This window comes from Chryseobacterium sp. HNCC26DJ239 (genome assembly GCF_057180445.1).
This window is the reverse complement of sequence record NZ_JBXUGJ010000002.1, coordinates 438,175-461,407: the sequence shown is the minus strand read 5'-3', so window position 1 is coordinate 461,407 and position 23,233 is coordinate 438,175. Positions and strand designations below refer to the sequence as shown.

The following is a 23,233-nucleotide window of genomic DNA, read 5'->3' as shown; positions in this document are numbered from 1 at the left end:
TTAAAGTGCAAAGTTAATGTTTCTCATTCAAACCATGGTTATAATCTTAAGTAATATGAAAAATTTAACGAAAAATTTATGTACAGCCACAAATTTCAGGGGCTTTCCTTACATTTTTAATAAAAAATAAAAAAAATAAATACTTTTAAAACTTCCCAATATTTCATAATTATTAAAAAAATTAAACATTTATTTTACAAAATCACCTTTTAAACTTAAATTTGTCGGAATGGAAGAACTGGTAGTTTTAGTAAACACAGAAGATAATGTTTTAGGCCTAATGGAAAAACAGCAAGCTCATGTAAACGGCTTGCTACACCGTGCTTTCTCAGTATTTCTTTTTAATGAAAACGGAGAAATGCTATTGCAGAAAAGAGCCGAAAAAAAATATCATTCTCCTCTACAATGGACCAATGCAGTCTGTTCACACCCACGAAATGGGGAAACTTATCTTGATGGTGCAAAACGAAGACTGAAAGAAGAATTGGGCATTGAAACTGAGCTTACAGAAAAATTCCATTTTATTTATAAAGCAGATGTTGGTGGCGGTTTGTGGGAGCATGAATTAGACCACGTTTTTATAGGAAACTACAACGCAGAATTTAATCTTAATAAAGACGAGGTAGAAGAGGTACGATTTGTTTCTTTGGAAGATTTAGATAAAGAAATGAGCGAAAATCCGGAACATTTTACCGAATGGTTTAAGATTATTCTCGAAGAATACAAACATCATTTTTAACACACACAAATGAAAAAAATTTTATTCACCGCTTTTATTTTTGCAGGAAGCTTTTTGTTTTCCCAGCATTTAGGCACCGAGGTTTATGAAAGTGAAAACTACTCTATTGAAAAACCTGAAATGTGGAAAGCAACAGATAATGAAGGTATTGTGAATATCTTCCCGAGTAGCCAAATTGGCGCAATTACCATCTCAGAATATCACGGTTTAGAGTTGCCTAAAAATGAAGTGAAAAAGTTTATCCTTGCCTTGTACCATTCTTCTGATGATGAAGCAAAAATCAAAACGAAAAACGGTAAAAAAGGATATACAGAATACTTTTACGAGTATTTTGAAGAGAAAGAAAAACTATTCTGGATTACCAAGGTTTTGCAAAAAGATAAAGACCTTTTTATTGTCTCGATTAACTGTGAGCAAAAACACTGGAACGGAAATTATATGAAACTATTCAATGAAACATTTGAAAGTTTTAAAGTAAAAAAATAGAAATAAATTTAACTAAAAATAAGTATGAAGAAAACAGCATTGTACGACAAACACGTTTCTCTAGGAGCTAAAATCGTACCTTTCGCAGGATTTGAAATGCCTGTGCAATATTCCGGAGTTACGGAAGAGCATTTTGCAGTAAGAGAAAAAGCAGGTTTGTTTGATGTTTCTCACATGGGACAGTTTTTCGTAGAAGGAGCAGGTTCTAAAGACCTTTTGCAATACGTTACAACTAACAATGTAGATGCTCTAGAAAACGGAAAAGCACAATATTCTTGCCTTCCAAACGAAAACGGAGGTATTGTAGACGATTTAATTGTTTACAAAATGGAAGACGATAAATATTTTGTCGTAGTAAATGCTTCAAACATCGATAAAGACTGGAATCACATTTCAAAATTCAACACTTTTGGTGCGAAAATGACCAATGCTTCAGACGAAATGTCTTTATTGGCGGTACAAGGTCCAAAAGCGACTGAAATTCTTCAGAAACTTACAGAAACTAACCTTTCAGAAATTCCTTACTACAACTTTACGGTAGGTTCTGTTGCAGGAGTTTCAGATGTTATTATTTCAAACACAGGTTACACAGGAAGCGGTGGTTTCGAAATTTATTTCAAAAACGAAGCTGCAGAACAACTTTGGGACGCCATCATCGACGCTGGTGCAGAAGACATCATTCCTTGCGGATTGGCTGCAAGAGATACTTTAAGACTTGAAAAAGGATTCTGCCTTTACGGAAACGATATCGACGACACTACTTCTCCTATTGAAGCAGGTTTAGGTTGGATTACAAAATTCGATAAAGATTTCGTATCTAAAGAAACTTTCGCTAAGCAAAAAGAAGAAGGTGTTACCAGAAAATTAGTAGGTTTTGAATTAACAGACAAAGGAGTTCCAAGACACGACTACCCTGTTGTAGACGCAGAAGGAAACGTAATCGGAAAAGTAACTTCTGGAACGCAGTCTCCGATGAAAAAAGTAGGTTTAGGTCTTGCTTATGTAGACAAACCACACTTCAAATTGGGTTCTGAAATCTTCATCCAAGTAAGAAACAAAAATATTCCTGCAAAAGTGGTGAAAGCGCCTTTTGTATAAGGAAATTTAGATATTTTGAAAATCCGTTTTGCAGTTTTGCAGAGCGGATTTTTTCTTTTTCAGGAGCTTAATCCGGCTATCCACTGTATCTTTTTTGGTAGTGTTCTTCTCTTCGTTCCGCCAACTACCAAAAAAGGATGCCGTTTCTATCCGGGCTAGTTACAAGTTGTTTTTCTTTTTCATTTTTTGTCTATTTTGAACAACTTTTTGCTGTTGGCAAAAAAACCTAACGGGTTTTGAAAACCCCGTTAGGTTTAACTTAAAAAATTCGTACAATCCTACTCCACTCCGAAAAATACTTTCAAAGCCTCAACATTTTTCTTTTCATTTCCAATAAAAATCTCTTTATCAGTTATAAAAACCGGGCGCTTCAAAAAAGTATAATGGTCTAAAATAAGGTCTTTAAAATCGTTTTCCGATAAAGATTTCACATCCAAACCTCTCAATTTAATTTGTGTAGATTTTCGGCTGAATAAAGCTTCATAAGACTTTGTATGTTGGTACATTTCGTCTAATTCTTCTTTGGTAATTGGCTCTTTCCTGATTTCTCTTTTTTCCCAATCAGATAAATCGAACTGTGCTAAAATTTTCCTGCAAGTATCGCAAGTATTAAGGTGAAAAACTTTCTTCATAAATAAAATTTAGCCCAAAAATAAGGGAAAAATTAAGAAATCTACAAAATGACCATTAAAAATCAGTAATTCAAAAAATATTAAATACCTTTAATAAAAATTAGAATTAATGGACAACAAACCTATTACTTTCCAGTTTATCTCTGAGCCATCAGATGTAAATTACGGAGGAAATGTACACGGAGGAAGCGTTATGAAATGGATTGACCAAGCCGGTTATGCTTGCGCAACAACATGGAGCGGAAATTATTCTGTAACCGTTTACGTGGGAGGAATTCGTTTTTACGAACCCATCAAAATTGGTGAACTGGTAAAAGTAGAAGCACAGGTAATTTACACCGGTTCTTCGAGTATGCATATTTCGATAAATGTATTTTCAAGGAGTTTAAAACAGCCAAAATTCGATAAAAAAACACATTGCATTATTGTATTTGTTGCGGTAGACGAAAACGGTAAAAAACTTACCGTCCCAAAGTGGATTCCTGAAACCGACGAAGAAAAACAGCAAGAGCAATATGCAATCCGCTTAATGCAGCTTAGAACTCAAATAGAAGACGAAATGAAGCCGTTTTTATAATGGATCGCAAAGAGTTTATCAAATTATCTTCTTTAGGGATTTTAGGTCTTTATTCCTGCGGAATTTCAAAATCATCTTCGATGAAAACAAAACTGGCAATTCAGCTATACACTGTACGAGATTCTATTAATCAAAATTTAGAAAAAACCTTAGAGCAACTCGCAAATTTAGGCTTTAAAGATTTAGAAATTTATGGTTACAACGGCACTTTTTTTGGAAAAACGCCTAAAGAGTTTAAAACAATTTTAGATAACAACGGTCAAAAAATTATCAGTTCTCATCATGTAACAGGAATTACCGATCACGGCAACGGCACACTCTTAAAAAACTGGAACGAAACTTTAGACGACTTAAATTTTGTTGATGCTCAATATGCAGTTTGTGCTTATTTACCAGAAGCAGAACGCACCTTGGAAAATTATAAAAAATTGCCTGAAATTCTAGAAAAAGCAGGCGAAACCGCCCATCAAAAAGGAATTCAACTAGCGTATCATAACCATGATTTTGAATTCGAAAAAATGGATGCCGAAAATACTTTTTATGATTTTATTTTAAAAAACACCCCAGAAAATCTAGTTAAGATGGAACTAGATTTATATTGGATTTCCAAGGCAGGCTTAGATCCTTTAGATTATTTCGAAAAGTATCCCAAACGTTTCCCTTTGTGGCATGTGAAGGATATGCAAGCGCAATCTCAAAACTTTGCAGAAGTAGGAAGCGGAACAATAGATTTTAAAAGAATTTTTGCCATGCGTGAAAAAGCAGGGTTAAAACATTGGTTTGTTGAACAAGATTCTAGTGATAAAGATATTTTTGAAAGCATTAAGCAAAGCAAAAAATACATACTCGAAAACACTTATTTTACTTTTTAATTTAAACTGATTTCAAAAAAATTCAAACCTATTTTAGGTAAAAACAAAACCCTTTCAATTTCTTGAAAGGGTTTTTAGCTATTGTAAAGCTGAAAATTATCTTGCGATATTTACGGCTCTTGTTTCTCTAATTACAGTAACTCTTACTTGTCCTGGATACGTCAATTCATTCTGAATTTTCTCTGAGATGTCGTAAGAAAGTTGTGCAGATTGCTCGTCGTTCACTTTTCCGCTTTCTACCATTACTCTCAACTCTCTACCTGCCTGAATTGCGTATGCTGAAGAAACTCCGTCGAAGCTTAATGCAGCAGATTCTAAATCTTTCAATCTTTGGATGTAAGATTCTAAAACCTGTCTTCTTGCTCCTGGTCTTGCTCCAGAAATTGCATCGGCAACCTGAATGATTGGAGACAATAAAGATGTCATTTCTACTTCGTCGTGGTGAGCTCCGATTGCATTTACTACTTCAGGATTTTCACCGTATTTTTCAGCCCACTGCATTCCTAATAAAGCGTGCGGAAGTTCAGATTCTTGCTCCGGAACTTTACCAATATCATGAAGAAGACCTGCTCTTTTCGCCATTTTTACATTTAAGCCTAATTCTGCAGCCATTGTTGCAGCGATATTCGCAACTTCTCTTGAGTGTTGAAGTAAATTTTGCCCGTAAGAAGAACGATACTTCATCCTACCAACGATTTTTACCAATTCTGGGTGAAGACCGTGAATTCCTAAATCGATAATGGTTCTTTTTCCAACTTCGATAATTTCTTCTTCGATTTGTTTTCTTGTTTTTTCAACAACTTCTTCGATTCTTGCAGGGTGAATTCTACCATCTGTAACTAATCTGTGAAGTGACAATCTTGCAATCTCCCTTCTTACAGGGTCGAAACAAGAAAGAAGAATTGCTTCAGGAGTATCATCTACGATAATTTCAACACCCGTTACAGATTCTAAAGCACGGATATTTCTACCCTCTCTACCGATAATTCTACCTTTTACTTCGTCTGATTCAATATTGAAAACAGAAACAGAGTTTTCAATTGCCTGTTCTGTACCAATTCTCTGAATCGTTTGAATAACGATTTTTCTAGCTTCATTTTTAGCATTAAGCTGAGCTTCTTCCATAATGCTCTGCACGTGCGCCTGAGCTCTAGTTTTAGCTTCTGCTCTCATGGTTTCTACCAATTCTGCTTTAGCTTCATCTGCGGTATAGTTTGCGATTTTTTCCAGCATTTCTACCTTCTTTGCAGTTGCTGAATCAAGTTCTTGTTGCTTTTTGTCTAGAATCTCGTTTTTCTTAGCATAATCTGCGATTTGACGGTCTAAATCCTTCTCAAGCTTTCCAGTCTTGCTAAGCTCATCATTAAGCTTATTTTCTTTGTCTTTTGTACGTTTTTCAGCCTCTTGCATTTTCTTTTCGCGAGATTGAATGTCTGCATCGTGCTGAGACTTCAGTTCCAAGAACTTTTCTTTTGCCTGAAGGTGTTTTTCTTTTTTTATAGATTCAGCCTGTACTGTGGCTTTTTCAATAAGGTTGTCTGCGTTTTTCTTGGCATCATCGATGATGAATTTTGCCTTTGTATTGAGTGAGCTTTTGGAAAATAAAATTCCTACCGCTGCACCAATTACTAGGCAAATCACACCTATGATAATAGCTGTTGCTGTCATATATATTGAGTTTAATTGTCTTTTAATACATAAAAAAAGCCTACAACAATTCAGGGATTGAGAGTAAACTCCTAATCAACACGATTTGAACTGATTTCTTCTGTCTGTAATCCGAGCGAGTCGGCGCGCCATTCAGGAGACATTTGTTCGGTAATTGTTTAGCGTTGAGTTTACCTTTAATGTGTTAGAATTATTGTAGGCAGTGGTTTGTCAGGAAAAAAAATCTATTTCCCGGAATCTTCCAACATTTGATTAATTTTCACTAATCTTTCGTTGGCAGACTTTATATTTTTTTCGTTGGTAAGAGCAAGCATTTCAGCATTGGTTCCTAGTTTTAGGGCACACATTGCTAAAGCATCTTGTTTATCTCTTACGTCAAAATTCTGTTCAAAATCTTTAATCATATTTTCAATCTGCTTCCCTACTTTACGCAACGTTTCTTCTTCAGCTGCGGGTACATTCAGAGGATATACTCTTCCTGCAATATTAATGGTAATTCTTCTTACGTCCATTACAATCCACTGTTTTGAAGCTGTGCAATACAAAAGTCTACTTCTTTCACCAATCTATTGATGTGGTTTTTCATGAGTCTATTGTGTTCAGGATTTCCTGATATTGCGGAATACAATTTTATATTTTTCTGTTCTTCTGCTAAAACCTGATTCTTTTTTCTTTCCTCATCATATCTCTTCTTCAGCTCATTATGCTCGGCATTTAATTCTGAAAATCTCTCTGAAAGATTCTGATAACTTTTGTGAAGATTCTGAATCTTTTTTTCCAGTTCCGAAAATTGAGTTTCTAATTCTTGAAGCATTTCAGGTTACTATTCTAACTACTCACAAAAATAGCAAAATAATGATTAAAAACAAGGATATTTAGGTTTAAAACAAAAAAAGGAGACACATTTCTGTATCTCCCTTACTATCATTTAATTAAATTATTCAAATTTAAGTACAAACATCACTGCTCTTGTCTGTAATGTAGACATCGCCGCTGTCCAATAAGGAGGAGTTGTTGCATTATCTGCTACAATTTCATTATTCATAAAGAATGTACCTCTTACAGCCGGAGTTAGTTTAAATTTATTGAAATAAAACTGAATTCCCATCTCTGCAGACCATGCAAAGTTATGCGTTGTAGATCTGAAAACCCCCTGTAAGTTATCTTCTGTAGAACTTGAGTTTGACTGAAGATTTACAATATAATTAACACCCGCTGCGACGTATGGTCTTGAATTATACCATCTGTCCCCATGAAGTTCTATTAAAACAGGCACATCAATTAAAGTAGATTTAATGTCTCTATGAGTATCTTTTTCAGCTAAGCCAATTGGATTGAAAGGTGCATTTGTTAAAGTTCCTTCCTTATATTTATCATTGGGTTGGGTATAAAACACAATTTGTCTTTGTCCAAACTGTAAACCTGGTTCCATTCTAAGGTCCAAATTATCGTTGATTCTAACTTTTGCGATAAGCCCTGCTCCAAAGCTATAGCTTGGTTTTGAAGTAACTAGACTTGTATTCCCATCCATACCATAGGTAGGGTTTAAATTGAGGTGGTAATCTAGCATGTTGCCATTAAGATAAAAACCCCAACTTACTTTTTGCTGGTCGAAACTTTCATTTCTATCCATTCTGTTACGGGTTCTAAATTGTGCATCTGCAAAAACTGCGATGTTTACGGAGGCAAAAACCAGTGCTTTTAATAAAAATTTATTCATAGGTTACTTTGTTGCTTTATAAATTGTGGCTATACCTAAACTTAGTTTTTTATATTCAACTTTTTTAAATCCTGTATCTAAAAGAATCTGCTTCATCTTTTCACCAAACGGGAAAGCGTTCACAGAATCTGGGAGGTAAGTATAAGCCCTGTTGTCTTTAGAAACCAATCTGCCAATTGCCGGCAAAATGTTTTTGAAATAAAACATATATAATGGCCCCATAAACCCTTCAACTTTTGAAAACTCTAGAATATAAACACTTTTGTTTTCTTTCACTACTCGTCTTAACTCACCTAAACCTTTGGTAAGGTTTTCAAAATTTCTTACTCCAAAAGCTACAGACACCGCATCAAACCTGTTATCTTCAAAAGGAAGATTCTCTGCATCGCCTTTCTGCATAGAAATTTTGCCGTCTAATTTAAGTTTTTTTATTTTAATAACGCCAACATTTAACATTTGTTGCGATAAATCTAAACCTACCACTTTTGCTTGCGTTCCTTTTTGTACAGCAATTGCCAAATCTCCAGTTCCTGTTGCTACATCGAGAACTTCTTGCGGAGCATCTTTCCTCATCCAATTTACCAAAGTATTTCTCCACAAAACATCAATTTTCATTGAAAGTACATGGTTCAGCAAATCATATTTCGGAGCAATATTATCAAACATATCCTCCACCTGGCTTTTCTTCGTAGCCTCCGAGTTGTAAGGCGTTACTTCGTTGATATCTTTTGTCAAAACTTGTAATATTCGTTATAATAATTAAGGTAATCTTGCTTTCTAAAAATTTTTGAGCGAGACTCTACTTTTTGTACATTCTTGATAAGCTTGTCATACTCTTCATCTACATTGTAATAAAAATCTTCAGAATAAAGCTTATTGAAACGTTTTGCACCTCCAAAATATGCTTTACCATCAATCACAGTCTTATCAAGTGCCAAAAGTAATGAATCTTTCTTTAGGTTGTACCCATAAAATTGCTCATTTATGTAATAATCTTGATGGGCAAGATTAATTAACCCCCTAACTTTATTCACCTCGAATGCAGAATCGTATATTAATTTCTTATTTTGGTCGAAAACCTTAATGCTGTTTTTACCCTTTTCAAGATCTACGGGCACAGTTTGTCCTGCAGAAATAACGCTTTCGTTGCCATTATTAATCTTAAAGTAAAAAGTTTTGGGAGTTGGGTTGTCTACAACATAATAATTTTTCTTCGCCAGAAAAAAGAAATAAATCCCAAAGGCTCCTATAAACGCCACCAATGCAATCAAAAGACCTTTTAATGAAGGATTATTTTTCATAGAATGTAAAGTACAATTTTTGCAAATTTAATAATAATTTTAATTCTTTCTTATTAATATTAATTATTAACTTTGCAACCTCAAAAAAATTATATAAAATAATGCCTAATACGATCATAATCGGCTCAGGATCTTATCTTCCAAACAGAATTATCGGTAGAGATTATTTCTTAGATTCTGAATTTTACGCAGAGGACGGACAAAAAATTGACAAGCCTGCAGAAGAAACTATTTCAAAATTTGTAGAGATTACAGAAATTGAAAACCGAAGGTTTATTGAAGACGATCTAAGCAATTCTAAAATTGGTTACGAAGCTGCTAAAATCGCTATTGAAGACGCAAAAATAGATCCAGAAACTTTAGATTATATTATTTACGCAAGTAATTTTGGTGAAGTTACCGTAAACGGATACGCCGATTTCATGCCGAATATGGCAGCTCGCGTAAAAAATAAATTAGGTATTAAAAACAGAAAGTGCATCACTTACGATATGATGTTTGGTTGCCCAGGTTGGGTAGAAGCTATGATTTTAGCTAACCATTTTATAAAAGCTGGCGTGGCAAAAAACATCCTTGTTGTGGGTGCTGAAACCTTAAGCAGAGTTACTGATCCGCACGACAGAAACAGAATGATTTTTGCTGATGGAGCTGGTGCAGTTGTTGTTACCGCAACCGACGAAGAAAATGTAGGAATTATTGCACACAATACCATCTGCGATAACGGACCGGAGTTGGAATATTTAGCAAACGGCTCATCAATTAACAAAGATGCAGATCAAAGCAGAGTTTTCGTAAGAATGCAGGGTAGAAAAATCTACGAGTACGCATTAAAAAACGTTCCTGTTGCGATTAAAGAAACTATTGAAGACGCAGGTCTTTCTATTGAAGACATCAACAAAGTATTGATTCACCAAGCAAATGCAAAAATGGATTATGCAATGATTGAAAGACTTCACAGACTTTACGACATTAAAGAATACGACCACGCAATTTCTCCAATGACAATTCAGGAGTTTGGAAACTCTTCTGTTGCAACCATTCCTACTATGTACGATTTAATAATTAAAGGAAAAATGGAAGGTCAATCGTTTAAAGAAAAAGGTAACATTGTGATGACTTCGGTTGGAGCCGGAATGAACATTAATGCTATCGTTTACAGATTTCCTTAAAATTTAATTTTAATTAAAAATATAAAAGCACAAAGGTTATCTCTTTTGTGCTTTTTTTAGACTTATGCAGAAGAATTTTTTAATCATTACCGCGATATTTCTATTTCTGGAAGTATATATTTACCAAGCAGTAAGAACACTTACCGATAATTTTTGGATAAGAATTGCGTATTGGGCAATCACCCTAACTGTTTACGGAGTTTTCGCGTACGAAATCTCCAACATGTCTCGTTCGGATAAGGATCCTACCCGACTTCATGTGGTTGTTTCTTTATTTTTGGTTTTTATTTTACCGAAATTATTTGTCGTCCTATTTTTGTTGATTGATGATCTTTTCAGAACAGGAACTTTTCTTTTCAATTTTACAAAACCTGGCGAAAATTTCTTTCCTGAAAGAAGAAAATTCCTAAGTCTAGTAGGTCTAGGTTTAGGAGGAGCACTTTCTACCTTATTTGTTGACGGAATTACACTAGGAAAATACCGCCACAAAGTAAGAAAGGTAAAAGTGAAAATCCCAGGATTGGGTAAAAGCTTTAAAGGATATAAAATCATTCAAATTTCTGATGTTCATAGCGGAAGTTTCGACAATCCCGAAAAACTACAACACGCGATTGATTTAATTAATGAGCAAAAACCTGATTTAGTTTTATTTACAGGCGATATGGTAAACAACAGAGCCGAAGAATTCAAACCATTCATTCCTCTTTTTTCTACCATCCAAGCGAAAGATGGAAAATTAGCCACTTTAGGAAATCACGATTACGGAGATTATGTAGATTGGAAATCTAAAGAAGAAAAATCTGAAAACTTAAAAACCCTTGTTGAATATGAAAAACAAGCAGGTTTTGAAAACCTTAGAAACGAAAGCCGTGTAATCGAGAAAAACGGGGACAAATTATACATTTTAGGCGTTGAAAACTGGGGTTTAAAACCGTTTCCACAATATGGCGATTTAGATAAAGCTTTAGGAAATATCCCAGAATCTGCTCCAAAAATTTTAATGAGCCACGACCCTTCTCATTTTGATGCTGTCGTAAAAAAACATCCAGGAAACGTTCATTTAACACTTGCAGGACATACACACGGAATGCAATTTGGCTTAGATTTGAAAAACGTAAAATGGTCGCCCGTTCAATATAAATACCCAAAATGGGCAGATTTATACGAAAGTGAAGGTAAATTACTGTACGTAAACAGAGGTTTTGGTGTTTTGGCGTACCCTGGAAGAGTCGGTGTTTTGCCTGAAATTACACTTTTTGAGTTGAGTTAATTGGTGCGTGTTACGAGGTACGTGTTACCTGTTACGTGTTACAAAATAAGGAACAAGGAATAAGAAATACAAAGTTCAGTATTTTTAACTTTTGCAACGAATCTCGAAATCCGAAACTCGCATCTCGAATCCCGAATCCCGAATCCCGAAAACTAAAAAATATAATCTTTCATGCGGGAAGTCGCTAATTCCTTCTCGTTAATCCAAGAAAGGAGGTCATGTAATTTGTCCTCCATTTTTTTGCCCGAATTATAACGTCTGTAAAAAGGCATTTTTAAGCCAAATTTTTTAAAATCGGTAAATTGCCAAGTGTTGAGATAAATCAAGACGAATTCTTCGTTTTTCAACGTCTCAAAAACCATGTTTTGATAATACTGCATCGGCAAAGCCTGAAACACAAAATCATTATACGGTAATTGACTGTAAGGCGAGATACTTTCCGGTACAATACTTACCCCGTTTTCTTCAACAATTTCTGTATCTCTTTTTAATCTTTTAAAAGGAAAAAGAATATTAGAATGCTCCACATTCGAGACGTAAGTAAATTCTAAAGCTTTCAAATCTTCCAACGAATAATTAGAATTTTTTTGTCGAATTCCTCTGATTTGTTTTTCTAAAAAATCTTGAGTTTGCTTTTTTACTTGCTCAATTTTTTCAAGAGTTGCGTCTTCATTATAAAAAGCAATTTCGTGCCCTTGAGCCGAAATTGCTTTTATTAAATTTTGCAGTTTTTCTACGATAGAAACTTCAATAAAAAAACTTGCTTTTGTATCATAATGTTCTAAAATATGTAAAATAGATTTCGTATTTCCTTCCGTAATTTTCAGTCTTTCCTGAAGAGAAATTCCTGCCGACTTTTCGGTTTCAGCAGTAGAATTTACGATATTAAAGGTTAACAAAATCATTAAACTTAATTTTAGATAAAATTTATAATTATTTAAAAATCAGACGTTAAAAACACTTTTAATTAAAGTTAAATTTAACTACTAATTTATTTATTCAATTTTACTTTAAGGTTCTTAATCATGTCTTTAGTCATCTCAGAAATTCCGAAATCGTAAGACAATCCCCAATCTTTTTTCGCCACAGAATCATCAATTGAAGCAGGCCAAGAATCTGCAATTGCCTGTCTGAAATCTGGCTTATAATCAATTTCAAATTCTGGAATTTCGTTCTTAATTTCTGCCGCCAATTCTTTCGGTGTGAAAGACATTCCACCCAAATTATAAGACGAACGAACGGTTACATTTTCCTTCGGAGCATCCATTAATTTCAAAGTTGCGTTAATAGCATCATCCATATACAACATCGGCATTCCTGTATCTTCAGAAATGAAACTTGTGTATTTCCCTTCTTCAATCGCTTCGTAGAAAATTTCTACTGCGTAATCTGTAGTACCTCCACCTGCAGGAGTTTTCCAAGAAATCAAACCAGGGTAACGAATACTTCTTACATCTACTCCATACTTGTCGAAGTAATATTCACACCATTTTTCACCCGCCATTTTAGAAATTCCGTACACTGTTGTAGGGTTTAAAACTACATCTTGCCCAACATCATGCTTAGGAATTCCTTTCCCAAACACAGCGATAGAACTTGGCCAGAAAATCTTTTTAAGCAACCCTTCTTTAGCCAATTCACAAAAATGAAGAAGAGGTTCAAGATTAAGTTTCCAAGCGAAAATTGGCTGCTTTTCTGAAGTTCCAGACAAAAGTGAAGCCAGGTGATACACCGTCGTGATTTCGTAATCCTGAATCACCTGTCTTACCAACTGAGTGTTGGTAACATCCATTCTCTCGTAATATCCGGCAGAAGTAATCCCCTTTTGATATCTGTCGAGACCCGATGCTACTACATTTTCAGCACCGTGTATTTCTACAAGACGGTTGGTAAGCTCCGTTCCGATTTGCCCTAAAGCACCTGTAATAAGTATTTTTTCTGTAAAAGACTCCATTATTTACTTTTTATTTATAGACTGAAGGCAAAAGTAAATATTTTAGATACTTCCATAAAACAAAAAGTGTAATTTAGACCTTAAAATTTAATGATGAGAAAAATCGCCTACTTTATTTTATTGCTTGGATATTCATTTTCAGCGCAATACACAGACATCAACATTGTAAAGGAAGTAAAAGTTTCGCAAAAAGGCGTGGTGGTAAGCGCTCATCCTTTAGCGAGTGAAGCCGGTGCAAAAATCCTGAAAATGGGCGGAAACGCTTATGATGCGGTTGTAGCAACACAGTATGCTCTTGCTGTGGTGTATCCACAAGCCGGAAACATTGGTGGAGGCGGTTTTTTGGTGGGTGTAAAAAATAATGGCGAAAGTTTTAGCATCGATTATCGGGAAACTGCGCCCCAAAAATCATCAAAAGATATGTATCTCGACAAAAATGGAAAAGCCAACACAGATTTATCTCAAAATGGAAGATTAGCAGTTGGAATCCCAGGTTCTGTTGCCGGTTTTTATGCCACGTTGAAATATTGCAAACTTCCGATGGAAAAACTTATTCAACCTGCAATTGATTTAGCTGAAAAAGGATTTTCTATTACCTCACAAGAAGCTTCACTTTTAAACAGCCAAAAACAATATTTTGAAAAACACAATAAAAACGCCATTGCATTTATTAAAAATTCTGAATGGAAAAAAGGGGATATTTTAATTCAACCTCAATTGGCAGAAACTTTAAAGAGAATTCAAAAAGAAGGTTTAAAAGGATTTTACGAAGGCAAAACCGCACAACTCATCGTTGATGAAATGAAAAACGGAAATGGAATTATCGGCTTAAACGACCTTAAAAACTACAAAGCATTAGAAAGAAAAACCTTGCAATTTTCTTACAAAAACAACCAAATTATTTCAATGTCTTTGCCTTCCAGCGGAGGAATTCTTTTGGCACAAATGCTCAAAATGTCTTCTTTTGAAAATCTTGAACAATATCAACTAAACTCTCCAGAAGCCGTTCAAATTATGGTGGAAGCTGAAAGAAGAGCTTACGCAGACCGCGCAGAATACATGGGCGACCCACAATTTATTGATGACAAAACCTCTTATTTAATTTCCGAATCTTACCTAAAAGAACGCTGGAAAAATTTCTCTTTTAGCAAAGCAACCCCAAGTTCTGAGGTTGGAAAAGTAGTTTCCATGCCGAAAGAATCAACAGAAACTACTCACATTTCAGTAATTGATAAAGATGGAAACGCTGCCGCTGTAACCACAACTTTAAATGGCTTGTACGGAAGCAAAGTCGTTGTTTCTGGCGCCGGATTTTTCCTTAATAATGAAATGGATGATTTTTCTATAAAACCAGGAGTTCCCAATATGTTTGGCGCCGTTGGCGGAAAAGCCAACGAAATACAACCCGGAAAAAGAATGCTTTCTTCTATGACACCAACAATTGTAATGAAAAACGGAAAACCTTTCATGGTTGTTGGAACACCAGGAGGAACGACAATTCCGACTTCGGTTTTTCAATCTATAGTAAATGTTTTGGATTTTAAATTGAATGCAAATCTAGCCGTAAACAGTCCGAAATTTCATCATCAATGGCTTCCTGAATGGGTTGCTTTTGAAAAAAACTTCCCAGAATCTACCATTAAAAAACTTGATAATTTAGGTTACAAATCTGAAAGATGGGGACAATTGGGACGTGTAGAAATGATTTTGATTGATGAAAACGGAGAAATTCATGCGGTTGCAGATGGCAGAGGTGATGATTCTGTTGCTGTGGAATAAAAGGTTTGAAGTTTTAGGTTTAAAGTTTTTGATGAGAATAAATTCGGCGGAGCCAAAGGCTCCGCCGAATTTATTCACCCAATCAATACAGTTTTAAATCAAATTTTCTTATTTTTCGCCCAAAATACTTCATTTTGAAAAAGAAAATCTATCAACATTTATACTTTCAGGTAATTGTAGCCATTGTTTTAGGGATTTTATTAGGAAAATTCTATCCCGAACTGGGCGAAAAAATGAAACCTTTAGGAGATGGTTTTATTAAACTCGTGAAAATGATTATCGCGCCGGTCATTTTCATTACCCTTACTTTGGGGATCGCACACATGACCGACCTTAAAAAAGTAGGAAGAATTGCCGTAAAAGCAATGATTTATTTTTTTACATTTTCTACTTTAGCCTTAATTATTGGCTTAATCGTAGGAAATTTCATTAAGCCAGGTGAAGGTTTAAATATCGACCCTGCTACTCTTTCGGGCGACATTGCTGAATATCAACAAAAAGCTCATGAAACCACTTTAACAGGTTTCATCATGAATATCATTCCTGAAACATTGTTTAGTCCGTTGGTTGGAGAAAATATTTTACAGGTACTTTTGGTAGCCATTTTAATGGGAGTTGCATTAGTTCTAACCAAAGAAAAAAGCGGAAAAGTAACCGAGTTTTTACAAGTTTTATCTGCTCCTATTTTCAAAATCGTTCACATGTTGATGAAACTGGCTCCAATTGGGGCTTTTGGAGCAATGGCATTCACCATCGGGAAATACGGTCTTGACTCTGTTATCAATTTAATTTTTCTTGTCGGAACTTTTTACATCACCTCTTTCCTATTTGTAACTTTAGTTTTGGGGGCTGTTGCATGGTACAACGGGTTTAATATTTTTAAACTGATGGTTTACTTAAAAGAAGAGCTTCTTTTGGTTTTAGGAACAAGTTCTTCCGAGTCAGCTCTTCCGGGAATTATGGAAAAACTGGAAAAAGCAGGATGCTCTCGAGCGATTGTTGGACTGGTTGTCCCGACTGGATATTCTTTCAATCTAGATGGAACCAATATTTACATGACTTTGGCTTCACTATTCATTGCACAAGCTTTAAATATCGACCTTTCTTTAGAAAAACAGTTGATGTTACTTTTAGTTGCAATGTTAAGCTCAAAAGGCGCTGCAGGAGTTACAGGAGCTGGTTTTGTAACATTAGCCGCAACTTTAGCCGTTGTTCCGGAAATTCCTATTGCGGGAATGACTTTAATTTTAGGAATTGATAAATTTATGAGTGAATGTCGTGCTTTAACAAACGTTATAGGAAACTCTGTAGCGACAGTTGTCGTTGCCAATTGGGAGAAACAACTCGATAAAGAACAATTACAATATTGCTTAGCTAATCCTAGTAAAATAGAGGAAAAACTTGAACTTTAGACGTACTAAAAATCAAATATTTAAATTTTCTTACTTTTGAGTTTATACAAGTGAAATAAATTGCGATGAATTTTAAAGATAAACTTAGAGAGAAAATTCTTTATTACTTGCCCGATTTTAATCCTGAAATATTAGAAAAAGGCTTAGAAAAATTTGAATTACAGCAATTTTCTGCAGGAGAATATCTAATAAAAGCGGGAGAAGTTGCGAAAGGGGTTTTTATTGCAGAAAAATCCATTAGCAGAGCTTACCAAATGAAAGAAAATGGTGAAGAATAAACTATGTGGATAGAGCCTGAAATGAAATTCATAACAGATTTTTCAAGTTATAAATTTGGCACTCCCAGTATTTATAGCATTCATTTATATGAAGATTCAGAAGTCTTTCTTATTAAAACTGAAGATTTAAAACATTTATATACTACATATCACGATTGGGCTAGATTTGGTGTTTCAATAGTAGAAGAATATTTAATCTACATTTTTTACATGACCAATTTGATGGTTGATAATGATGCAAAAGCAAATTATTCCTTAATTGAACAGCAATTTCCAAGGTTTTTACAAGTTGTTCCTCTAAAACATATCGCATCGAGATTTAATGTTTCTCCAGTTACTATTTCAAGAATTAGAGCAAACAAAAGCTAAAGGCCATCATTTCTTAACATTTGCATAGTGTGTTTTAAGCAAGGAGAATCTAAATTTGTGAAAATTTCATCTTCACGGTAAAAAAAACACAAATAAATAAACCTGAACGCAAATGATTATGAAAAAAAAATATTTTTTCTTCGTGCACAAAATATTGTGCACGAATTTTTTTATTATTATAAGTGACTTGTTTTAATTAGCCATCTTGTCGATAAATTTTGCAATAAAATGCAATAAATTAATTTAAAAGTCTTACATTGAATGATGTGTGAGGTTTTCTTTTAAAAATTACACCAATATCCTTAAACTTGAGGGCTGAACTTTAACGCGAATCGGAGATTTTATTTTATTAAACTCACCATCAAGATGCCAATTTTTGGTATTTACTTTAAATTCAATCTCTGAAATCGGGATGTACGTAACATAGTCATCACTTTTAAGCTTTTTTGTAAACATGCGATAAGCGAAAAGTGGCGAATACGTAATCGGAAACTTTTTCACCAAAACCATATCCACCAAACCATCACTTTTACTCGCCATCGGAGCAATGTAAGCGTGGTTACCGAATTGTCTTGTGTTGGCAATATTTATCATTAAATATTTACCGTTATGCTCTTTATATTTTTCGTCGAAAAATTTAATTTTTATAGGTTTATAGCTGAAAAAAGTCTTCAGCGTAACTTTAATGTAATTTTTGAAACCACGAGTCGTTTTTTCAAACTCCTTCACCACTTTACCATCAAAACCAGTTCCTGAAACATTAATAGAAAGCTTGTCATTCACCGTAAACGTGTCTATTTTTCTAGAATTTTTAGCTTTAATCTTTTCCAAAAGCTCATCTAAATTTTTACTGAATTGCGTTTCGTTTGAAAAACCATTTCCCGAACCTGCCGGAAAAATTGCCAAAATTTTCTCTGAATTAATAATATTACTCGCCACAGTAGAAATGGTTCCATCTCCTCCAATGGCTACGAAAACATCAATATTTTCAAAGTTTTCATGGATAAACCTATCCGTTCCCTCAATAGAATCTGAGATGTAATACAGAGGATTTACGATTTTAGATTTCAACTCGTTCAAAAACGGTTGATAATTCTTTTTCGCCGAAAAAGGATTGATGATGAAAGCTACTTTTTCCATTAATGCAAAAATAAAAAATGCTTCCTGATTGGGAAGCATTAATATTAATTAATCTTTAGTCGGCTCATAAACTCTGGTTTTAAAGTTCCTTTTAAATCTTGCCAAGACACCGGAATCACAATATCTCCCGCTGCAAAAGCCGCAATTTCGTAGGGACTGTAATGGAAATACAGATTTTTATCGTCAAAATAAAAGTTTTCGTTCGGTTCAATAACCTCCACTAACAGCATTTTTGAGTTTTTAACATCACCTTTAGAATCGGTAGTTCCGCTAGGTTTTTTATCTAAATTTTTTCTGAGAATTTGAGACAATTTCGCCTTGGGCATAGTTGTAATATCAGAGAGAACGAGTTTTTTTTCATTTTTCAAATCGAAAACACGGTTTGAAAACCAATAATTATCGTGCGCACCGCCTTCATATGCAGAAGAAAGATATTCTAACTGTAAAAAATCGTTTTGATGCGAAATCTGCTTCATCTTAAAGCTTGTATACCAATTTTGATGATACTGTAAATCCGCAATCCAATCTTTGCTTTGTGATTTTGTTTCATTAAAATAGTGATCTTTATTTTTCTGAAGAAACTCTTGCAAACCTTTTTTAGAATAATCTGAAATTCCTTTATAAATAAAATAAATACTGTCTAAAAGCGCTTTCTTTTCTATGGAAGGGTACACATAAACATCAGAACTATATTCTATATTGAGTTTTTCACTAACCTTCAAAGAATCTTTTACAAAAATAGAATCTACAACAAACTTTTTGGAAACTACTGCAACATTGGTTGTTTTTTCTGTTGTTGTTTCTTTTTTACATGAAACGAAAAACATGCTTGCCATTGCCGCAAAAACTAAAACTGATTTTTTCATAAAATGATATTTTGCAGATGAATGCAAAAACCATTCAAAATGAATGGTTTTGCGAAAATTATTTCTTAGTTAAACTTACTACTTGATTTTCTGTACTCGCAATGGTTTTCCAAATTTGTTTGAAAATAGGATAATATTCCTTTGGATAACTTGTACTTGCGATTAAAATATTCGATGTTATCCTAATTTTATTATCAACAATTTCAGTTTTGTAGTTAAAAGAAATCTCTTTATCATCAGTCTCTAATATTTTATTTTTCGGTAAAATATCTATTTTATAACCTTCAGGAATTTCAATCTCTATAATTTTAGATCGATTAATAGGTGATGGAAAATCTATATCAAATTGACGCTGCGAAGTCTGATTAAAATTTTCTTCAGTACCTACTAAAAATAACAGAGGATTAAAAATTATTTTACTTCCAACAACATCTATTAAAGATTCAGAAGAAAATTGTATAGTAGATTCAAAACTCCCATTCTTAAGAAGTTCTGAATTTACGTTGGAAATTTTCAAGGGGTATTTTTCCTTAAAATAATCATTGTACTTTAAACGATTATTATCAAATTCATCATACTCTGAAATTGCAAACATTCCTGAGCTATTTTTTTTAAACTCACCTGAAACTTTTGAATTTTGAATATCTATTTTACAGTTTATTTTTTCTTCAGACTTACTTAAAAAAGTATTAGAAAAAGAAATATCTGCTGATTCTTTTGGTAAAACCAATACTCCGTTATAATTCCAATCTTCTTCTGGCAAAACATTCGCTTGTGAAGCAAAGGAAGTAGCATCGTAAAAAAAATAGCTATTATTAATTTTGACCGAAGCAATGACCTTGTCCACATTTCCCAAATCTGGAACAAGATAATTAAGCAACCCATTTGACACGGTAGAAATCAATACAGGATCCGATTGTAACCCCAAATTTCTAAAAAGATTAATTAAGAAAAGATTTATATCTGCGCTATTTCCTCCTTTTTGTTTTAAAAATTGCTTAAAAGATTGGCTTGCCAAAATTGAATTTTCTTGGTTCCATTTATAATTCTGTTTTACAAATGAAAAAATCTTATCGGCTTTAGTTTTCTGATCAGTAATCGCTCTTATCTCAGAAGGAAAAACATCGCTAACATTAGCCTTCAAAAACAAACCAAATGTATCATTTTGATGAAGTTTTTTAGTAGCTTCTGTCCAATTTTCTGAGGTAGTATACCAATAATTTTTTGTATCAATTGATCTTACCTCTGGAGTTAATTTAGCTCTATAATTATCTATATTTTTTATGTAATCTTCATTTTTAACAGGCAAAATATTTTCGTAAAGCATCTGAAGTTCCATATGACTTCCTCCTGCCCGCATAACAGGTTTACTTGTCTTTTGGGTAGGTGTAATGGTTTTTGCTGTATGAATAAAATTATAAAACAACGATTCAGGATACTCCATCATAAACAATTTATAGACAACAGGAATATCGAATTCCAAGTTCTCAATAATTTTCATACCTCCTGCATTATCAACAGTATATACGTATTCTAATACAGAACCATCACTCACAGAAGGAAATGCGAGCTTAAAAATCTTCAAACCTTTAACTAAATTTTCCTTTAGCTGTTCTTGTTTATCCACAGAAACAATTTCAACCTTTCCATCTTTCCAATTGCTTACTTTACCAACAAAATTATTTATTGTCTGGCCATCCCTTACTGGAATATTCACATTTAGCCAATTTTCAGCTCTATTTTTCTTATATATTTTCACCTTCGTAAAAACCGTTTTACTAACATGAAAATCAGAATTTATATCATAAAAAGTTCTTGTATATAATATTTCCGCTTCTGCGTTTTTATCTATTAAAGAAGCTGTTTTTTTAACTTCCTCTTCAGTTGTTCCAGGATCAATTACAAAATTTTGAGCGATAACATGTACCGAAACAAAACAAAAAACTAGAAAAATCTTTTTCATAATCATTGTTTTTTTATTAAACTCATCACCTGGTTTTCGCTATCGGAAATAGTTTTCCAGATTTGCTTGAAGGCAGGGTAATATTCTTTAGGATAATCGGCGCTTGCAATTTTGTATTGAGAAGTTACCGTAACTTTTTTATCTGTTTTTTCTACGATGTAAGAGTAGCTAATTTGTTTATCTTCTGTTACAATTCTTTTGCTTTTAGGAAGATCTGCAACTTCATATCCTTCTGGAATTTCAATTTCTACAGTTTTAGTTTTTGTAACTGGCGAAATAAAATCAATCATATACTTTCTTTCTTCCGTTTGGTCGAAATCATTAGAATTAGAATGTAAAAACAAAAGCGGATTGAAAATTTTCTTTTTCCCAATATTATCAATCATATTATTAGAAGTGAAAGACATTTTAGCTTCAAAATCGCCGTTATCCAGAAGATTCGTTTTAATATCGGTAAAATCTACTGAGAAGTTTTCTTTGTATTGTTTCTTGTATTTTTCAGGATTTTCATCATAATTTTCTTTGGCGTTCATAGCAAAAAGACCTACATCACGGTCTTCATATATTCCGCTTACACTTCCATCCTCATTAATCTTAGCTTTGGTAGTAAGATTACTATAAGACATTTTTACATTGCTTAATGTGATAACATCTGCTTTATCGTCTTTTATCAACAATCCTGTATTATTCCAAACTCTTGATGGCAAAATACCTTCTGAAGATTGCTTTGAAGTTGCATCATAAAGATATAACTGTCCTTTGGCTTCTGCGCAAACAATTACGTAATTAAAATTTCCTAGATTAGGAAACGTAATATTTACCTGACCATTTTTAACAGTGGAAACCAAAATTGGATACGCTTTTAAGCCTGCACTTCTAAACATATTGAGAAGTAAGAGATTTACATCAGCTGCATTTCCTGTCTTGGTTCTAATTAAATCTTTTACTCCGTTTTCCGTATAATACCCGTTATTATGATTCCATGTGTAATTATTTTTAACATAATTATGAATCATTTGCGCCTTTTTCATTTCATCATTTTCAGCAATCATTTCAGTAGAAAGAATATCTTTTGCAATACGGTCTTTTCTGTATTGATTACCAAAATCTTCATGATCCCAAAGCTTTTTTCTGATATCTTCCCATGTTGATGTGTATGTTTTCAAATTATTATTAAAATAAGTTGAATGGAGCTCGGCTCTAATCTTTGTACGATAATTATCTGCGTTTTTCACAAAACTTTCTCCCTTAAAAGGTTTTAAATCTTCATATGCAAAACGATAGGTTTTTGTAGAACTTCCATAGAGAGTTACTTCTTCAACCTTGCGATATTTTGGAGCAAGACTTCCTGTAAAATCAACATTATAAGACATTTGAACTGGAGAATCAAAAACATACTCTGTATATTCTGAAGGAATATCGAGCTCAATGTAAGCCATTGGAACTTCATAAACAAACGGAGAACTTACCTCATATTTATATTCGATTACCGAACCATTTTTCACATTCGGAAATGCAAATTTGTTTACTGTAATATATTTGCTGTCTTTCGATTTGAATTTTGAACTTTTATCAACCTTAGTTTCAGCAATATTACCATTTTCAAGATTGTAAACAAACGCTTTCATTGACCTTAAAATTTCTTTATTTCCGATATTATCATCATAAAGAGAAATTTCAAGGTTTAACCAATCTTCTACCTTGTCTTTATCATATATTTTTATTCGATACGCAATTTCTTTAAGTAAATCTCCGGATGAGTTATCAATTCTATAATGCACGGAACGATAAAGAATTTCGGCAGGAGCTTTTTCATCGATGTCAGATTTAGATTTTTTTAAATCTTCAATCGCAAACTTCGGCATTTTTAAAAATTCTTGCTTTTGAGCATATAGAAAAGCTGCAGAAACGCAGCTTAAAGTGATCATTAGTTTTTTCAT

General features: G+C 33.6%; 24 protein-coding genes. 11 read left to right on the top strand and 13 right to left on the bottom strand.

The features are described from left to right. Nucleotides 1-229 precede the first annotated feature (229 nt). Genes idi through gcvT form a run of 3 tightly spaced genes read left to right on the top strand, consistent with a single transcriptional unit; the run spans nucleotide 230 to nucleotide 2,323 of the window. Entirely contained in the window at nucleotides 230-739 is a 510-nt protein-coding gene (idi, locus tag AC2A1D_RS05865) for an isopentenyl-diphosphate Delta-isomerase (protein WP_484042697.1), read from the top strand. A gap of 9 nt (nucleotides 740-748) precedes the next feature. Further along, the gene (locus AC2A1D_RS05860; RefSeq protein WP_484042696.1) at nucleotides 749-1,225 is read left to right on the top strand and encodes a hypothetical protein; all 477 of its coding nucleotides are present in this window, start codon (nucleotides 749-751) and stop codon (nucleotides 1,223-1,225) included. A 24-nt stretch (nucleotides 1,226-1,249) separates the two neighbouring features. Further along, complete coding sequence (gene gcvT, locus AC2A1D_RS05855) at nucleotides 1,250-2,323, top strand: glycine cleavage system aminomethyltransferase GcvT (RefSeq protein ID WP_484042695.1); 1,074 nt, start codon at nucleotides 1,250-1,252, stop codon at nucleotides 2,321-2,323. A 278-nt stretch (nucleotides 2,324-2,601) separates the two neighbouring features. Here the strand turns inward: gcvT and AC2A1D_RS05850 are convergent, their stop codons facing one another. Beyond that, complete coding sequence (locus AC2A1D_RS05850; protein ID WP_484042694.1) at nucleotides 2,602-2,955, bottom strand: arsenate reductase family protein; 354 nt, start codon at nucleotides 2,953-2,955, stop codon at nucleotides 2,602-2,604. A 109-nt stretch (nucleotides 2,956-3,064) separates the two neighbouring features. On the opposite strand from AC2A1D_RS05850, the gene AC2A1D_RS05845 reads away from it, so the two are divergent. Beyond that, the gene (locus tag AC2A1D_RS05845) at nucleotides 3,065-3,532 is read left to right on the top strand and encodes an acyl-CoA thioesterase (RefSeq protein WP_484042693.1); all 468 of its coding nucleotides are present in this window, start codon (nucleotides 3,065-3,067) and stop codon (nucleotides 3,530-3,532) included. A gap of 80 nt (nucleotides 3,533-3,612) precedes the next feature. Further along, nucleotides 3,613-4,404: a sugar phosphate isomerase/epimerase family protein gene (locus AC2A1D_RS05840; protein ID WP_484042692.1), complete on the top strand. Its 792-nt coding sequence runs from the start codon at nucleotides 3,613-3,615 to the stop codon at nucleotides 4,402-4,404. Nucleotides 4,405-4,500: 96 nt separating this feature from the next. Here AC2A1D_RS05840 and rny read toward each other — a convergent pair whose 3' ends face one another. The 6 genes from rny to AC2A1D_RS05810 all read right to left on the bottom strand — a co-directional run bounded on the left by rny (nucleotide 4,501) and on the right by AC2A1D_RS05810 (nucleotide 9,093). Further along, nucleotides 4,501-6,072, bottom strand: coding sequence for a ribonuclease Y (rny, locus tag AC2A1D_RS05835; RefSeq protein WP_484042691.1), 1,572 nt, complete (start codon nucleotides 6,070-6,072; stop codon nucleotides 4,501-4,503). 224 nt (nucleotides 6,073-6,296) lie between these two features. Beyond that, complete coding sequence (locus AC2A1D_RS05830; protein WP_484042690.1) at nucleotides 6,297-6,584, bottom strand: cell division protein ZapA; 288 nt, start codon at nucleotides 6,582-6,584, stop codon at nucleotides 6,297-6,299. Next, on the bottom strand, nucleotides 6,584-6,886 hold the full coding sequence (locus AC2A1D_RS05825) for a hypothetical protein (protein WP_484042689.1): 303 nt from the start codon (nucleotides 6,884-6,886) through the stop codon (nucleotides 6,584-6,586). Before AC2A1D_RS05825 ends, AC2A1D_RS05830 begins: the two co-directional genes overlap by 1 nt. A gap of 123 nt (nucleotides 6,887-7,009) precedes the next feature. Beyond that, complete coding sequence (gene porT / locus AC2A1D_RS05820; protein WP_484042688.1) at nucleotides 7,010-7,792, bottom strand: type IX secretion/gliding motility protein PorT/SprT; 783 nt, start codon at nucleotides 7,790-7,792, stop codon at nucleotides 7,010-7,012. A gap of 3 nt (nucleotides 7,793-7,795) precedes the next feature. Beyond that, a complete protein-coding gene (gene ubiE, locus AC2A1D_RS05815; RefSeq protein WP_484042687.1) occupies nucleotides 7,796-8,527 on the bottom strand; it encodes a bifunctional demethylmenaquinone methyltransferase/2-methoxy-6-polyprenyl-1,4-benzoquinol methylase UbiE in 732 nt (243 codons plus the stop codon). Further along, nucleotides 8,524-9,093: a hypothetical protein gene (locus AC2A1D_RS05810; protein ID WP_484042686.1), complete on the bottom strand. Its 570-nt coding sequence runs from the start codon at nucleotides 9,091-9,093 to the stop codon at nucleotides 8,524-8,526. The genes ubiE and AC2A1D_RS05810 overlap by 4 nt, the downstream gene beginning before the upstream one ends. 101 nt (nucleotides 9,094-9,194) lie before the next feature. On the opposite strand from AC2A1D_RS05810, the gene AC2A1D_RS05805 reads away from it, so the two are divergent. Continuing rightward, nucleotides 9,195-10,262, top strand: coding sequence for a 3-oxoacyl-ACP synthase III family protein (locus AC2A1D_RS05805; RefSeq protein WP_484042685.1), 1,068 nt, complete (start codon nucleotides 9,195-9,197; stop codon nucleotides 10,260-10,262). Between the two features lie 64 nt (nucleotides 10,263-10,326). Then, complete coding sequence (locus AC2A1D_RS05800) at nucleotides 10,327-11,532, top strand: metallophosphoesterase (protein ID WP_484042684.1); 1,206 nt, start codon at nucleotides 10,327-10,329, stop codon at nucleotides 11,530-11,532. A 152-nt stretch (nucleotides 11,533-11,684) separates the two neighbouring features. On the opposite strand, the gene AC2A1D_RS05795 is transcribed toward AC2A1D_RS05800, so the two are convergent. After that, complete coding sequence (locus AC2A1D_RS05795; protein WP_484042683.1) at nucleotides 11,685-12,437, bottom strand: polysaccharide deacetylase family protein; 753 nt, start codon at nucleotides 12,435-12,437, stop codon at nucleotides 11,685-11,687. Between the two features lie 86 nt (nucleotides 12,438-12,523). Then, nucleotides 12,524-13,486 (bottom strand): NAD-dependent epimerase/dehydratase family protein, encoded by a 963-nt coding sequence (locus AC2A1D_RS05790; RefSeq protein WP_484042682.1) that lies wholly within the window; start codon nucleotides 13,484-13,486, stop codon nucleotides 12,524-12,526. Nucleotides 13,487-13,579: 93 nt separating this feature from the next. Between AC2A1D_RS05790 and ggt the strand changes: the two genes are divergently transcribed. The 4 genes from ggt to AC2A1D_RS05770 all read left to right on the top strand — a co-directional run bounded on the left by ggt (nucleotide 13,580) and on the right by AC2A1D_RS05770 (nucleotide 17,324). Beyond that, nucleotides 13,580-15,265 carry a gamma-glutamyltransferase gene (gene ggt / locus AC2A1D_RS05785; protein WP_484042859.1) on the top strand — a complete coding sequence of 562 codons (1,686 nt, stop codon included), beginning with the start codon at nucleotides 13,580-13,582 and terminating at the stop codon, nucleotides 15,263-15,265. A 134-nt stretch (nucleotides 15,266-15,399) separates the two neighbouring features. Then, nucleotides 15,400-16,677, top strand: a complete 1,278-nt coding sequence (locus AC2A1D_RS05780; protein ID WP_484042681.1) for a dicarboxylate/amino acid:cation symporter — start codon at nucleotides 15,400-15,402, stop codon at nucleotides 16,675-16,677. A gap of 65 nt (nucleotides 16,678-16,742) precedes the next feature. After that, nucleotides 16,743-16,955, top strand: coding sequence for a hypothetical protein (locus tag AC2A1D_RS05775; RefSeq protein WP_484042680.1), 213 nt, complete (start codon nucleotides 16,743-16,745; stop codon nucleotides 16,953-16,955). A gap of 21 nt (nucleotides 16,956-16,976) precedes the next feature. Further along, on the top strand, nucleotides 16,977-17,324 hold the full coding sequence (locus AC2A1D_RS05770) for a cyclic nucleotide-binding domain-containing protein (RefSeq protein WP_484042679.1): 348 nt from the start codon (nucleotides 16,977-16,979) through the stop codon (nucleotides 17,322-17,324). A gap of 288 nt (nucleotides 17,325-17,612) precedes the next feature. Here AC2A1D_RS05770 and AC2A1D_RS05765 read toward each other — a convergent pair whose 3' ends face one another. Genes AC2A1D_RS05765 through AC2A1D_RS05750 form a run of 4 tightly spaced genes read right to left on the bottom strand, consistent with a single transcriptional unit; the run spans nucleotide 17,613 to nucleotide 23,233 of the window. Further along, nucleotides 17,613-18,503, bottom strand: a complete 891-nt coding sequence (locus AC2A1D_RS05765) for a diacylglycerol/lipid kinase family protein (RefSeq protein ID WP_484042678.1) — start codon at nucleotides 18,501-18,503, stop codon at nucleotides 17,613-17,615. Nucleotides 18,504-18,508: 5 nt separating this feature from the next. Beyond that, nucleotides 18,509-19,330 carry an RsiV family protein gene (locus AC2A1D_RS05760; RefSeq protein ID WP_484042677.1) on the bottom strand — a complete coding sequence of 274 codons (822 nt, stop codon included), beginning with the start codon at nucleotides 19,328-19,330 and terminating at the stop codon, nucleotides 18,509-18,511. Between the two features lie 58 nt (nucleotides 19,331-19,388). Beyond that, entirely contained in the window at nucleotides 19,389-21,293 is a 1,905-nt protein-coding gene (locus tag AC2A1D_RS05755; protein ID WP_484042676.1) for a hypothetical protein, read from the bottom strand. Between the two features lie 2 nt (nucleotides 21,294-21,295). Continuing rightward, nucleotides 21,296-23,233 carry a transglutaminase-like domain-containing protein gene (locus AC2A1D_RS05750; protein ID WP_484042675.1) on the bottom strand — a complete coding sequence of 646 codons (1,938 nt, stop codon included), beginning with the start codon at nucleotides 23,231-23,233 and terminating at the stop codon, nucleotides 21,296-21,298.

Bases quoted from the DNA above. Each gene is read 5' to 3' on its own strand.
- AC2A1D_RS05850 (WP_484042694.1), bottom strand. From the start codon at position 2,955: ATGAAGAAAGTTTTTCACCTTAATACTTGCGATACTTGCAGGAAAATT.
- AC2A1D_RS05760 (WP_484042677.1), bottom strand. From the start codon at position 19,330: ATGAAAAAATCAGTTTTAGTTTTTGCGGCAATGGCAAGCATGTTTTTC.
- AC2A1D_RS05800 (WP_484042684.1), top strand. From the start codon at position 10,327: ATGCAGAAGAATTTTTTAATCATTACCGCGATATTTCTATTTCTGGAA.
- AC2A1D_RS05750 (WP_484042675.1), bottom strand. From the start codon at position 23,233: ATGAAAAAACTAATGATCACTTTAAGCTGCGTTTCTGCAGCTTTTCTA.
- gcvT (WP_484042695.1), top strand. From the start codon at position 1,250: ATGAAGAAAACAGCATTGTACGACAAACACGTTTCTCTAGGAGCTAAA.
- rny (WP_484042691.1), bottom strand. From the start codon at position 6,072: ATGACAGCAACAGCTATTATCATAGGTGTGATTTGCCTAGTAATTGGT.
- AC2A1D_RS05825 (WP_484042689.1), bottom strand. From the start codon at position 6,886: ATGCTTCAAGAATTAGAAACTCAATTTTCGGAACTGGAAAAAAAGATT.
- AC2A1D_RS05805 (WP_484042685.1), top strand. From the start codon at position 9,195: ATGCCTAATACGATCATAATCGGCTCAGGATCTTATCTTCCAAACAGA.
- AC2A1D_RS05845 (WP_484042693.1), top strand. From the start codon at position 3,065: ATGGACAACAAACCTATTACTTTCCAGTTTATCTCTGAGCCATCAGAT.
- porT (WP_484042688.1), bottom strand. From the start codon at position 7,792: ATGAATAAATTTTTATTAAAAGCACTGGTTTTTGCCTCCGTAAACATC.
- AC2A1D_RS05860 (WP_484042696.1), top strand. From the start codon at position 749: ATGAAAAAAATTTTATTCACCGCTTTTATTTTTGCAGGAAGCTTTTTG.
- AC2A1D_RS05830 (WP_484042690.1), bottom strand. From the start codon at position 6,584: ATGGACGTAAGAAGAATTACCATTAATATTGCAGGAAGAGTATATCCT.
- AC2A1D_RS05795 (WP_484042683.1), bottom strand. From the start codon at position 12,437: ATGATTTTGTTAACCTTTAATATCGTAAATTCTACTGCTGAAACCGAA.
- AC2A1D_RS05810 (WP_484042686.1), bottom strand. From the start codon at position 9,093: ATGAAAAATAATCCTTCATTAAAAGGTCTTTTGATTGCATTGGTGGCG.
- AC2A1D_RS05790 (WP_484042682.1), bottom strand. From the start codon at position 13,486: ATGGAGTCTTTTACAGAAAAAATACTTATTACAGGTGCTTTAGGGCAA.
- AC2A1D_RS05840 (WP_484042692.1), top strand. From the start codon at position 3,613: ATGAAAACAAAACTGGCAATTCAGCTATACACTGTACGAGATTCTATT.
- ggt (WP_484042859.1), top strand. From the start codon at position 13,580: ATGAGAAAAATCGCCTACTTTATTTTATTGCTTGGATATTCATTTTCA.
- AC2A1D_RS05775 (WP_484042680.1), top strand. From the start codon at position 16,743: ATGAATTTTAAAGATAAACTTAGAGAGAAAATTCTTTATTACTTGCCC.
- AC2A1D_RS05755 (WP_484042676.1), bottom strand. From the start codon at position 21,293: ATGAAAAAGATTTTTCTAGTTTTTTGTTTTGTTTCGGTACATGTTATC.
- AC2A1D_RS05765 (WP_484042678.1), bottom strand. From the start codon at position 18,503: ATGCTTCCCAATCAGGAAGCATTTTTTATTTTTGCATTAATGGAAAAA.
- AC2A1D_RS05770 (WP_484042679.1), top strand. From the start codon at position 16,977: ATGAAATTCATAACAGATTTTTCAAGTTATAAATTTGGCACTCCCAGT.
- idi (WP_484042697.1), top strand. From the start codon at position 230: ATGGAAGAACTGGTAGTTTTAGTAAACACAGAAGATAATGTTTTAGGC.